This window comes from Bacillus massilinigeriensis (assembly GCF_900111815.1).
Taxonomy (GTDB): Bacteria; Bacillota; Bacilli; order Bacillales; family Cytobacillaceae; genus Mesobacillus_C; species Mesobacillus_C mediterraneensis.
Genome location: NZ_LT630004.1, coordinates 554,995 through 567,070, shown reverse-complemented (window position 1 = coordinate 567,070; position 12,076 = coordinate 554,995). Strand labels below are relative to the sequence as shown.

Annotated in this window: 12 protein-coding genes and 1 riboswitch; of the genes, 1 reads left to right on the top strand and 11 read right to left on the bottom strand. The window is 46.0% G+C overall.

The features are described 5' to 3' along the window. The first annotated feature begins 116 nt into the window (after positions 1-116). Positions 117-1,307 (top strand): dicarboxylate/amino acid:cation symporter, encoded by a 1,191-nt coding sequence (locus BQ5796_RS02930; RefSeq protein ID WP_071458891.1) that lies wholly within the window; start codon positions 117-119, stop codon positions 1,305-1,307. Positions 1,308-2,078: 771 nt separating this feature from the next. On the opposite strand, the gene BQ5796_RS02925 is transcribed toward BQ5796_RS02930, so the two are convergent. From BQ5796_RS02925 to BQ5796_RS02880, 11 genes are all read right to left on the bottom strand, one after another. Beyond that, a complete protein-coding gene (locus BQ5796_RS02925) occupies positions 2,079-2,855 on the bottom strand; it encodes a hypothetical protein (RefSeq protein WP_071458890.1) in 777 nt (258 codons plus the stop codon). A gap of 155 nt (positions 2,856-3,010) precedes the next feature. Continuing rightward, positions 3,011-3,871, bottom strand: coding sequence for a sulfite exporter TauE/SafE family protein (locus tag BQ5796_RS02920; protein ID WP_071458889.1), 861 nt, complete (start codon positions 3,869-3,871; stop codon positions 3,011-3,013). A gap of 150 nt (positions 3,872-4,021) precedes the next feature. After that, positions 4,022-4,165 (bottom strand): hypothetical protein, encoded by a 144-nt coding sequence (locus BQ5796_RS18035; RefSeq protein ID WP_159430972.1) that lies wholly within the window; start codon positions 4,163-4,165, stop codon positions 4,022-4,024. 115 nt (positions 4,166-4,280) lie between these two features. Further along, on the bottom strand, positions 4,281-4,973 hold the full coding sequence (locus tag BQ5796_RS02915) for an ECF transporter S component (RefSeq protein WP_071458888.1): 693 nt from the start codon (positions 4,971-4,973) through the stop codon (positions 4,281-4,283). Beyond that, a complete protein-coding gene (locus BQ5796_RS02910; protein ID WP_071458887.1) occupies positions 4,937-6,589 on the bottom strand; it encodes an ABC transporter ATP-binding protein in 1,653 nt (550 codons plus the stop codon). The genes BQ5796_RS02915 and BQ5796_RS02910 overlap by 37 nt, the downstream gene beginning before the upstream one ends. Beyond that, positions 6,571-7,446, bottom strand: a complete 876-nt coding sequence (locus tag BQ5796_RS02905) for an energy-coupling factor transporter transmembrane component T (RefSeq protein WP_071458886.1) — start codon at positions 7,444-7,446, stop codon at positions 6,571-6,573. Before BQ5796_RS02905 ends, BQ5796_RS02910 begins: the two co-directional genes overlap by 19 nt. Positions 7,447-7,468: 22 nt before the next feature. Next, entirely contained in the window at positions 7,469-8,260 is a 792-nt protein-coding gene (locus BQ5796_RS18030; protein ID WP_071458885.1) for a DUF4430 domain-containing protein, read from the bottom strand. 12 nt (positions 8,261-8,272) lie between these two features. Next, the gene (locus BQ5796_RS02895; protein WP_234969294.1) at positions 8,273-8,827 is read right to left on the bottom strand and encodes a class D sortase; all 555 of its coding nucleotides are present in this window, start codon (positions 8,825-8,827) and stop codon (positions 8,273-8,275) included. Between the two features lie 3 nt (positions 8,828-8,830). Further along, positions 8,831-10,780: a DUF4430 domain-containing protein gene (locus BQ5796_RS17650; RefSeq protein ID WP_071458884.1), complete on the bottom strand. Its 1,950-nt coding sequence runs from the start codon at positions 10,778-10,780 to the stop codon at positions 8,831-8,833. Positions 10,781-10,916: 136 nt separating this feature from the next. Further along, positions 10,917-11,105, bottom strand: a riboswitch (cobalamin riboswitch). 78 nt (positions 11,106-11,183) lie between these two features. Continuing rightward, complete coding sequence (locus tag BQ5796_RS02885) at positions 11,184-11,471, bottom strand: hypothetical protein (protein WP_071458883.1); 288 nt, start codon at positions 11,469-11,471, stop codon at positions 11,184-11,186. Between the two features lie 116 nt (positions 11,472-11,587). Beyond that, the gene (locus BQ5796_RS02880) at positions 11,588-11,770 is read right to left on the bottom strand and encodes a hypothetical protein (protein WP_071458882.1); all 183 of its coding nucleotides are present in this window, start codon (positions 11,768-11,770) and stop codon (positions 11,588-11,590) included. Positions 11,771-12,076: the final 306 nt, after the last annotated feature.

Sequence of the window (12,076 nt, the reverse complement as noted above, 5' to 3'; positions counted from 1 at the left end):
TATTAACACAGAATAATAATCAGACTATTCCGTATATTATTATTTCTCTTCCATTCTCGCTCTATAGCATGTATAATCCATCAATAATAAACATTTGTATTCCATAGGAGGACATCATGAAAAAATTCGGACTGCTCCCTAAAATTATTCTTGCCATTGGACTTGGCATTGGCGCTGGTTTCATTTTTCCCCATGCGTTGATAAGAGTATTTGCCACGTTTAACGGCGTTTTCGGCAAATTCCTTGGATTTGCCATTCCGCTCATCATCATCGGCTTTATCGCACCAGGAATTGCTTCTCTTGGAAAAGGCGCTGGCAGGCTCCTAGGGTTGACCACTGCACTAGCATATGTTTCAACTATTATCGCTGGCCTCATCGCATATTTCTCAGCAAGCGCTTTGTACCCTGTCATTCTGAAAAAGCAGGGGCTACAGGAATTCAATAATCCAGAAAAAGCTTTACTTGAGCCTTTTTTCACCATCGATATGCCACCAGTTATGGGCATCATGACCGCTCTCTTAATCGCATTCACGTTAGGCCTTGGCCTTGCAGCTATAAAGGGAGATACCCTGCAAAGATCTTTTGAGGATTTCAGAGGTATTGTAGAACTCTTAATCGAAAAAGTGATTATTCCGCTGCTTCCTTTCCACATTTTCGGCATCTTCGCGAACATGACACAAGGAGGACAGGTCTCTGCAATCTTGGGTGTCTTCCTGAAGGTATTTGTCATGATTATCGCCCTTCACTTGCTATACTTGGTATTTCAATACAGCGTGGCAGGAGCCGTGGCAAGAAAGAATCCGTTCAGCATGCTGAAGGAAATGGCATCAGCCTATATGACAGCGCTCGGGACTCAGTCTTCGGCTTCGACCATCCCGGTTACCTTAAAACATGCAAAAAGAATCGGAGCGCGTGAGAAGGTTGCTGATTTCTCTGTTCCATTGCTTGCGACCATTCATCTTTCCGGAAGCACCATCACGCTTGTCAGCTGCAGTATGGCTGTCATGATGCTTCAATCTAAAGCTTTTACTTTCGGCGAAATGCTGCCGTTCATCCTGATGCTTGGCATTACGATGATTGCTGCTCCAGGGGTGCCAGGGGGCGCGGTGATGGCTGCTCTTGGACTGCTTGAATCGATGCTTGGCTTCAGCACAACGATGACTTCCCTGATGATTGCGCTCTACCTTGCGCAAGACAGCTTTGGCACTGCAACAAACGTAACAGGAGACGGAGCATTGACCGTCATTGCCGATAAGCTTAGCGGAGGAAGAAGAGCGAGGCAAGCTCAAGCGGAAATCGCATCCTAATCGTTAAACCATTAAAAGATCGCTGTCCGACCCTTAACTGGTTGGGCGGCGTTTTTTTGTCTAAAAACAAATAGCGGAATCTACTGAAGATATTTTATGGATTACCATAGATATACCGGGGATTACCGTAGCTGTAAATCACTCTGCACTTTAGCACTCTGCAGCACCGGGGGTCAGGCACGCTTTAGTTCTCTGCAGCACCGGGGGTCAGGCACGCTTTAGTTGAGAGAAGTACGCTTTGGCTGGCTGTTAATTCTCGCTCCATTTAAAAGGGATTATTTGTTGGTTTATTTACAGATTAAAGAATAAATGGAAAGCAAAAGGAACCTACTGTAGATAGATTGAGATTTACCGTAGATATACGGGGGATTACCGTAGATAAATTGCTGTTTACCGGAGATAAATCGGCGATTACCGTAGATAACCTCCTTCAGGGAAAGCTCCAACTGAGCTGCAATGCACGATATACGCGTTACTGAAGCCCACCCTTTCAAAAACGAATGACATTTCTCCTAAAAACACTCTACTTATCACAATAAAACCAATCAAAATGACAATTTTTAAGGGTTTGGGGGAGTATTTTGTTTCGTGAACCTGTAACTTGATTTACACTTTAACGCTGTGCAGCACCGGGGGTCAGGCACGCTTTAGTTGAGAGAAGTACGCTTTAGTTAAATGGAAACAAAAGTGAAATATTTAAATTGCAAAAGCCTTGACCCAGCCCGGACCAAGGCTTATCACTATTCATTGCGGACCAAGGCTTACCACTATTCATTGCGGAGCAAGGCTCCATTCCTTCGTTTTCTTATCGAACATGAGTTTGGCATCACATGGACTTGTTTGCGCCTGTTGATATTCGTCGTACATGTCATCCATGTTGGAAAAATCCCCAACCGTCCAAATCGGGATTTCGATGCTCATTCGATTTTGCCTAATATCCCTAAAGGAGAATGCGGCTCCTTCTTTCAGCAAGCCCCCAAGCGTTTGCAGAAGTTCTTTATTAATTGCAGGATACAGCTTTTTCTTGCGCATTCCAAGGAGGCTCTTTTCCGGCCGCAGTTCCCCGAGCTTCCCAGGAATCACCAGGCTCAATACTTGGAAAAAGTCGTTAAGGTTCCTGTAGTAAACTTTGTTCAGCCATCCGTCCTCAAATGTAAGGTAAACAAACCTGTTCCCAAGCTCATTGTAGAACGGCAGCTTTAAATGGTGTTTGATATGCCCAAGGTAGAGGAGCTCTGCAATCTGGTGGCCGGAGAGCATGTTCAGGCCATCCACTTCCTCGAAATCGAGCCAGCAAAATTCCCCATAATCATGCACATCGTCCCCCGCAAGTTTGCCTATACGGTCCTCCGGCACGTATTGGAGCATCGTGTGCCTATTAAAATCCCCGTCCTCAAATTGATGCTTCAAAAGTAAAATATTCGATAACGAATCTGCCGCTGACCTGGCAAACTCAAAAAACTCAATACCGCACGACAGCACATAATGATCCCTTTCGTTCAAATGAACATACAGGAGATCCCCGTTAAATGGCCGATTCTTCCTCAAAACAATACCCTCCTGGAACCATAATAGGGAAAAAACAAAGCATAACAGAACGGCCGGTTATGCTAAACGAACTGGTCACTTACCTTATCATACCAAATATCACGAGAAATTTCTTATTTTAACCATCTATTTACCCGAAATATTTCCATAAAAAATTATGCCTTGAGGGATGCTCGGCTATTCTTCACCTTGACGAGCATGATGATTAAAAAGACTCCGACAAAAAGGCCCATCGCAGATAGACCTGCAACCTCCAGGTTCAGCAGCTTGAAGACCGTTCCTGCTACAACAGAGGCATATAAAGCAGCCAGCATCGGCTTTATCTCCCTGTTCCGGAAAAGCGAGGTAAGCCTTGCGCCCGCCTGCGAACCTGCCAGCCCCCCGAGCAAAAGAAGGACTCCATGAACATAATCAATCCTAACCTCTGCCGCATAGGAAACAAACCCTGTTCCCGCAATCATCAAAACGGCAAACAGACTTGTCCCCACCGCTTTCTTCGGTTCGAATCCAAGCAAGGTTACAAGAAGGGGCACGATAATGAAACCGCCGCCAACTCCAAGCGCAGCGGAAGTAAAGCCAGCAGCAAGCCCGATAGCTGCAAACTTCCACAGCGCCGGATATGCACGACGATTGTTTTTGCTATTTCGTGAAGATGATCTGACCATTGTATAAGCAAAATATGAAAGCATGACGATATATATGAAGGGAATGGCCTCCTCGTCCCATCCCTTTGATTCAAGATAAAAGACAAGCGGATGCGCAGCCTGAGTTGCCGCAGCCCCGCTGAGACCAAGAATCATGCCGTAATGCCAGCGTACATTCCTCATCGAAATGTGAGCTGTAATGCCCGACAAGGAGGTTCCAACGGTGAACAAAAGGCTTGTCGTGATTGCTTCAAGCGGAGAAAAGCCCACTAGCAAAAGGACAGGCGTCAAAATAAACCCACCGCCAACGCCAAAAAAACCCGATAAGATACTAATCGTCCCGCCTAATAAAAAGAATAATATTTGATCCATGCTACGCACCTCCCCTCTTGACTGCTTTTCCTTCACTCTAACACGAACAAGCAACACTCGCTATCACTTTCGTAAGGGAGGGACAGGAAGTGCGCATGGAAAAAACAGTGCCATAAAAGCACTGCTTTTAGGTGGAGACAGATAGATAGTTCAGACAGAAAAGAATTCAATGAAGACGTAAACAACCATGAAGATAAACGCATAAAAACTTAGATGAAGAAATAGTGTTCCAACAAAGTCTTTCAGCTTTTCCATTGGTTTAACAACTTGCTTTTTCCTTACCCGGGTCCTCATGGCATCCTCCTATAGAAAAAAGTACCATCCTCTCCATATTGCATGTACCTTCATGATAGCACAGCAAGAACCTTCCCGTTTGTGCAAAAGAGCAAAATTCCCACTTTTCTCTTTCTCACTGCAATAAGCCGTATTTCCCTTTAAATCTCGTTAAAATCTTGATAAAAATATCGCCAAAAACAAGAAGAAACAATGCGTTTGAAATGGCGTGGAAGGAATCGAAAAGCAAGCTTGCTCCAAAATAAGAAAGCACCATCTTCGTGGACAGCGTTCCGGCAGGCCCACCAGCAGCATAAAGCCCCCAAATGTTCATGATGGCACCAAAGAAATAGCCGCAAACTGCCCCGAAAAGAATCCTCCCCCATTTGTTCTGCATAAATCTCCGATTGCGGAGAAGACCCGAAATAATGCCAATCAAACCCCACACCGCCATTTGCCAAGGTGTCCATGGCCCTTGACCAAGCACCATATTAGAAGCAAGCGCGGCAACTCCTCCAACCATAAATCCTGTCTCGGCTCCGAATACAACCCCCGAGACGATAATCACAAATGTCGTAGGCTGCGCGCCGGGAATACCCGCGAATGGGATTCTGCCAACGGATGCGATTGCCGCAATAACCGCAATGATAACGAGCTCCCCAACTTCCATCTTCCTGCTTTCAAACCGGACGAGCATGAAAAGCAGTCCTGCTGCAAGAACAGCAAACGACATGAGGATGTAATGATCCGTAAACCAAGCCGAAGCAATGAGCAGAGCTGCCAGTACAAAAATTAGGATGACCGGGGCTGTAATGGATCTGCGCTGCATTGCCGTACCGCCTCCTCTACCGTCACCGCCTCGCCGCCATCCACTTGGCGAAAAAGCTTCTGGATCATCGTTGTGTAAAAGAAACTTCCTTTGAAAAATGTTTCCGGAGGACTTTCCGATGTAATGATTCCTTGAAACATCATCCCGCAGCGATTAGCGTACTTCGCAGCAAACTCAACATCATGCGTTGCCATCAAAATGATTTTCCCTTCGCTCTTACATTCCAGAAGAAGCTTAGCAAGCTCTTTCTTTGACACAGCATCGAGACCTTTTGTCGGCTCGTCCAGCAGCAGGATTTGCGGGCTTCGCAGCAAAATACAAGCAAGTGCTGCCTTCTGAATTTCCCCGCCGCTCACATCGTAAGGGTGACTTGCCAAGAGATGATCGATGCCAAGCCTCTTTGCAATAGCGAAAGCATCCTCAAAGTCCTTCCCCCATTTTTCTGCCGTACTCTCCAGCTCCTTGCCAACCGTATCATGAAGGAAGAAAAGCTTAGGATTTTGCGGAAGATAGCCAATCGCTGAAGCAATTTCCTCCCGCTTCAGCCGCTTGAGGCGTGTTCCATTCAATGTGACTTTCCCCTTTTGCGGTGCATGTATTCCTGCGATTATTTTCAAGAAAGTAGATTTCCCTGAGCCATTCCCGCCAAGCATCGTATAAAAGCTTCCTTTTTCAACGGAAAAATCAAGACCCTTCAGGATAGTTGCTCCTTCTTTCTCGTATGAAAATTGGACGTTTTCCACAGTGAGAACCGTCTGACTTTTTGCTTGCGACTTTTTGTTTCCTGCTGCTTTACCAGTTACGCTTATATCGGAGGATGTAAACCATTTCCTTGCATCCCGCACATTCAGCGGCACTCTGCCTTTACCACCGACACTCATGAAAAAAGCAGGCAGGCTTGGGATAAAGGCCCTTTTCTCGCTCTTCCAAAGTGCTTCCATGCATTCTTCAGGAGGACCAGCAAATATTGCCTCTCCTCTTTCCATCATGACCACTTTTCCTGCCACTCCCATGAAATCTTCGAGGCGGTGTTCTGCCACAATGATTGTCATGCCAAACTCTTCATTCAAGCGAACAAGCATATTTGTGAATTCCCGCGCGCTAACAGGGTCGAGCTGGGCTGTCGGTTCATCGAGCAAAAGAATCTCCGGCTGCATCAAAAGCACGGACGCAAGGTTCATCTGCTGCTTTTTGCCGCCGGAAAGCTCTTCGACTTTTCGATGAAGAAGCGGTTCTGCACCAAAAAAATGAACCATTTCAGCAACGCGGTTTCGCATTTCCGCTGTTTTCAGCCCCATGTTCTCCAGGCCGAATACTAGTTCATGGAGAACCGTATCCGCAACAACCTGATTTTCAGGGTCCTGAAAAACGAACCCGACTTTTCCTCCGCCTGTTTCACTTGTTGGCTCACCATCAATCAGCACTTCACCGGAAAAGCTGCCATTCGGTTCAATCTCCTTTTTCAAAAGCCGAAGCAGCGTGCTTTTTCCTGAACCAGAGGAACCGAAGAGAAGCGTGAAGCTTCCTTTCTCCACTGTTAAGGAAAGATTTTTAACAGCGGGCTGGTTTGCATCAGGATATGAAAAGGTAACATTTTTCAATTCAATATACGCCATGAGATATACTCCCCTGTTTCAACAATTAGTGGAAAGCCGATGAACAAGCAATGAGCTGCGAGCAGGACTGCTTCCTTGCGCGGAAATGTGAAAGCTTCCATGACCGGATAGATTTCCAGCCAGCCATAGCCATGCAGCCTTCCGTATGCAAGGATTGCGAGCAGAACGAACATGTACAGCAACGCAGCTATATCACTTCTTTTGATCACAAAATGCTGATAGCTGGACCTGCCGCTATAGCCATAACCTCTCGCTTTCATGGAGTCCGCTGTCTGAAGCGCCTCTTCAAGCGAATAAGTGAGCAGTACTTGGATGTGGCCCATTGCATTCTTGCCTCTTTCCTTTAAGGTCCCTTCTCGGACGGAGAGTCCCTTGCTGACCTGGACGTCGCCAATTTCTGTGAGACGCTTTCGCATCAGCGGAATAAACCGAAGGGTCAGCATCAACAGGACCGCAAACCGGGGAAGCACCTTGGCAAACAGGAACAAAAGCTTGTTCGGCGACATCACTACGTTGTACGAAACAAAAACCGCCATAATTCCGATAATGGAGATGCCGCTCATTCCTCCATACACAACAGCTTCCAATGTGACTCGATGGCTGCCGACCGTGAAAAGAAGATTCATTCCCCTCTCATTGAAGACAGGATTGAGCACAAGCACAAATAATCCGGTTGTCAGCATGAAAAAAAACCATCGCTGCAAGCCTCTGCAGCGATCGTCCATGTAGTGGATGGCCAGGATAAGAAGAAAGCCGGCCGCCAGGAATACAGGGTGCAGCAGCATAATGAACAGCGTCAACGCCCCAATATAATAGCTGAATGTAACAATGGGGTGAAAGTCATGGAATCTCTTCATCTTGTTGTCCTTCTTCCGGATTCTATTCTGTGTACTTCCAAACGATCCGGTCCCCGTCTTTAACAGTTATCACACCGGCACTTTTTGGTATCAGGGCACCATTTTGGTAAACAGTCCAGCCGCTCTTTGGACCGTAATCAAATTCATAAATATTGAAGATTCCTTCGACATAGGCAGTAGCACCGCTTCCAGAATAATCGATATTGCCGCTCCCTGCGCCTTTTATAAGCGTATCAAGCACTGTGTCGCTATTTCCGATTTCAACCGATTTTGGCGCCATCAACAATTTGCCCTTTGGCCCAATGACGGACACCGTGACTTCCTGTTTCTGCACCGGTGCCGGTGCCGGCTTTTCCGGAGCTGGTGCAGGTGCCGGAGCTGGTGCAGGCTTGCTCGGTGCTGCAGCCGGTGCTTTCGGCTCCTCTTTCTTCACGCTGCTGTCAGCTGTTTTCCCGCTGCTTCGGGAGGGTGCCGAAGCTTGCTGCTTCGGTTGGTTACTAAAAGCAGTTTCCGCCTGCTTCCCTTTTTTTGTTTCGACTTTCTTATCGGCAGAAGCTTCGCCTTCCGCCTCTTTTTCTCCCTTCTTATCTTCTGCCTTTTTCTCTTTATCTTCCTTCGTCGCATTCTCTTTTGACTTTTCTTTTCCCTGATCCTTTTTTTCCGTTGCTTTCTCTTGCTTTGTTTCTTTTTTGGCTGTCTTTTCTTCCTGTACGGTGCTGCTCTTCGTCTCTTCGCTTCCGAAATTACAGCCTATCATGCTGAACATAAGAACAAGCGACATTGCGAGTAAGAGTGCTTTGCCTAACCGCGCCAAGCCTTTCCCCTCCTATTGTTTTCTTTTTGCATCCACAATGAAACGCTGCGGTGCATCTCCGATAAAGCTGAACGGATAACAGGTTGTGAGTGTCATGGTTTCCTCTGCTGCATCATCTTTAATGACTGTCCTGTCATCTGCTTCCACAATATACGTTCGGTCAATCACGTAAGTGTACGTTCCATCCGGTGTTTCCATCATCACTTCGTCACCGGGTTCAAGACCCCCGAGCTTTTTAAAAACCGTATCACGGTGGCCTGAAAGAACCATTTGCCCTTTTTCACCAGGCATGGAAGAACCATTATAATGGCCAACGCCTTTTTTCAAATCTTCTTCTGATGTGCCCTCGACGACAGGCAGCTCTGCATCAATAGAAGGCAGGCGAAGCACGCCAAGAACGGTCTCCTTCCCTTCTCTTTTGCTAGAATGATCGGAATCTACCAGTTTTTTCGCTTCCTTTAATGCATCCGCTTGTGAAGAATTCGTCTGATACATTTGTCCGCCAGCTAGAATGATGAAAAAGAACCCTCCTGCCATCAACAAGAGGGATATTCTTTTAAGCCACACTCTCTATGCCTTCTTTCTCATTTGAACTGCAAATAGTCCAGAACCGGCAAGCAATAGCATAAGGCCGCCGAACAGCATATTGTACATATTTGTTGCAGTGTTTGGCAATTCATTTCCTGCACTTGGGTTGTTATTGTTATCAACGTTTGAAGGTGCAGGCACTGGCGCATGATTGTTATCAGGAACTGGCTGCACATCTGGTTCCGGATTTGATATTGGATCCGGATTTGGTGTTGGATCCGGATTTGGTGTTGGATCCGGATTTGGTGTTGGATCCGGATTTGGTGTTGGCTCCGGATTTGGTGTTGGCTCCGGATTTGGTGTTGGCACTGGTTCTGGCTTTGCCTCATTTAAATCGTAAAGTGATCCTTTTCCTTCTGAAAATAGTTTGTATGCTGTCAGTGCCTGAAGGCCAAAGGAGGTTGTGAATGGATTGCTTTCATCTCCCTTTTTCCAAATAAAACCGCCCTGACTGTCCTGGAAACTCAAAAGGTATTCGATTAGACTCGTCCCATCCGCTTTCGTAAAATCAGCACCGTTGGCATCTACTCCCAATGCCGATAAGCCAACTACCACCTGGCTTACAGAAGAGCTATTGTCCATTTTTCCTTCCTTAGCTAACTTGGAAAGAAACGCTACGCCTTTGTTCACTGCAGATTTTACATTTTCCGCTTTTTGATAGGGAGCAAGCGCTGAGAGAGCCATTGCTGTCATGTCCGGCTCTGATGGACCTCCCGCGAACGACCAGCCTCCATCTGCTTGCTGGCCCTTAAGCAGTTCATCCACCAGTTCTTCTCGTGTCCAAAGCGCATCTTTTGGAATATTGTAAGATTTGCTGTCAAGCGCAAGAAGAGCGAATGCCACGCCATTTAAGCCTTGCCTTTTTACATCGCCATTATAAATTGCTTCCACAAGATTGATTCCAGCGATGTTTTCCGGATTTCCCCCTGCAGCCCCAACCGCAATCGTGTATTTTTCATTATCGGTAATTTTACCGTAAGGTTTGCCGCGTTCTTTCAACTCGTTCGTTATGCCTTCAAGGAAGGTTGACGGAACTTCTTTTCCAAGCCTGGTGAATGATAATACATCCCATGGGCCAAGCGTTTTGTTTGCATAGTAGTTGGTAGTGGCCTCAAGTGATTTTGAAAGGTTCTCAGGTGAAAGCTTGCTAGGAACCTCTGAGTCTGATACAGGTTTAGGCTCTGGCTGCGGTTCCGGTTTTGGATCAGGAATTGCCGGTGGATCTGTTATTGGTTCAAAAGTTTCGTATTTAAAGCTGATTTTATCGCCTGGTTGCAGCTTATAGGTTCCGGCTCCTTCGTTCGCGTACTCCCCATTAATATAAAACGCCCAATAGCCGTTTTCTTCAGCTGTAACGCCTTTAATGCTGACAATCATTTTTCCAAAATCTGTATCCTTCAGTCCCACATTTTCTGCTCCTGCAGTCGTCTGCAACAGTTGGAGCGCTGTCGGTTCGCCGATAAAGCTTGTTGGATACTGATCGCTGACAAGCGTTTCGTTATTTTTTCCAATAACGGAAAGGCTTGTACTGCCCGTAATGTTTTTAGAGTGACTGAACGTAATCGTATCGTTAGGTTGATACTTATAGCTGTCCGCTCCTATAGGTGCACCGACGCCATTGATGAAGAATGCCCAATAATCAGGACTTTCAGGTTGAATGCCATTAATGCCTTCAACGAACTTTCCATAAGTGCCTTCTGTATACTTCACATTGCTTTCACCAACTGCTCTGACTAGCGCATCAAATGCTGTAGCATTTTCCTCTAGCTCCACTGATTTTTCGGTTTTGGAAGCAGTGTCTCCTCCGTCCACAACGACTTTCGCTGTCTTTGTCGTCCCTGCTGCGAGAGTTTGCGGAGAAAATCCGCCAAGCATGAGCGCCAGCATCAAAAGCAGCGCTGTAAAAGCATTTAACATTCTGTTTGTACGCATGTCTTCCTCTCCATTTCTACTATTCTCTTATTTTTTTACAGCATAAAAAAAGTCCCCCTATGTAGGAGGAGGTTCGTATTATGTTAAGAAAACCGCATGCTTGTGCACTCTTAACACCCTCCTATCCGCGTAGGCCTTTTGGTGATCGCGACAGGCAGGTCTCCTGGCTCATGGTCATTGCTACCTGCGTCTTCCCATCCGCGTGCGGACAGTGACAAAGTTGCAGGTTTCTACCATTTACAGTGGCGGGACCGCGTTGGCTTGTACCAACTTCCCTTTTAAGCAATTGCCGTTAAGCAATAGCACCTGTTGCATGTGTTTTTTTATGACTTATCCCTATTATACTAATAGCCGACAAACTTTGTATATATTTTTCAAAAATGTAACATCAAAGAAGTTATACTCAACTGTAATGTTTACTGTCCCGCCGAAAGTGAAGAACACTTGTCTTGAGAGCGGAATAGGTGCCGATGGCTGCGTAACCATAGAAATATCCCATAAACACCCCCCCGAGGAAATACTGCCGGTGGCTGATAATAACAGAAAAAGTGAGACCTAAAATAACGGCAATAGTAGGGACGTAAAGTGACGGAATTCGAAAGACTTTCTTCAGAATTTGAGTCATGATTAAAACAACAGGAACGGCAATCACCGCATCCCATATGTTCGTATGGATGACAGGGTATTCCAAGCTCTCTCCTCCTTTTGTTTAGCTGTCCCTTACATTATTCTCATACAACATGCAGCAAATACGGATAACCGGAATATTTTGCAAAAAAAACAAACCAGCCCACATGGACTGGTTATTTATCTCTTTATATGTTTTAATACTTTTTCCAAGCTGCTCTTATAGCTAATATTCAGCCTAATGGGCGACTTGTTTAAGCAGAAAGCGTGATTCGGCTTGATTCCGACGATGCTTGGTTCCACACCCATGAGCACAAGGGATTCCACCAATGAGTCAAAGCTTTTTACTCCTCCCTGCGTCATCTCTCCCACTCCGCGTCTTCTGATGACCCCAACGAACAAATCGCTTGCATTCGCTCACTCAGCGGAAGTGCAAGCGACTTTTTTAGGGTTCCACCTCTAATTTCAAGTGGATTTCTGCTGCTGGGGAGCGGAATCAACCATGTTTCGGGGAGAATCAACCAAACTAAGATAGTTATCAACCACTCTGTCAGAAAATCAACCACACTTGATGAGAAATCAACCAACTTTGCTCAAGAATCAACCAAACGCTGTCATAGCGCCACTTTTTCGTAAGAGGTTTAATTATAAGAGTAATTTGTAGTTAGT

What these genes read in the sequence shown, in the direction of transcription:
- BQ5796_RS17650 (WP_071458884.1), bottom strand. Translation starts at nt 10,780, where the DNA reads ATGCGTACAAACAGAATGTTAAATGCTTTTACAGCGCTGCTTTTGATG.
- BQ5796_RS02915 (WP_071458888.1), bottom strand. Translation starts at nt 4,973, where the DNA reads ATGCAGCGCAGATCCATTACAGCCCCGGTCATCCTAATTTTTGTACTG.
- BQ5796_RS02930 (WP_071458891.1), top strand. Translation starts at nt 117, where the DNA reads ATGAAAAAATTCGGACTGCTCCCTAAAATTATTCTTGCCATTGGACTT.
- BQ5796_RS18035 (WP_159430972.1), bottom strand. Translation starts at nt 4,165, where the DNA reads ATGAGGACCCGGGTAAGGAAAAAGCAAGTTGTTAAACCAATGGAAAAG.
- BQ5796_RS02880 (WP_071458882.1), bottom strand. Translation starts at nt 11,770, where the DNA reads ATGACGCAGGGAGGAGTAAAAAGCTTTGACTCATTGGTGGAATCCCTT.
- BQ5796_RS02920 (WP_071458889.1), bottom strand. Translation starts at nt 3,871, where the DNA reads ATGGATCAAATATTATTCTTTTTATTAGGCGGGACGATTAGTATCTTA.
- BQ5796_RS02910 (WP_071458887.1), bottom strand. Translation starts at nt 6,589, where the DNA reads ATGGCGTATATTGAATTGAAAAATGTTACCTTTTCATATCCTGATGCA.
- BQ5796_RS02905 (WP_071458886.1), bottom strand. Translation starts at nt 7,446, where the DNA reads ATGAAGAGATTCCATGACTTTCACCCCATTGTTACATTCAGCTATTAT.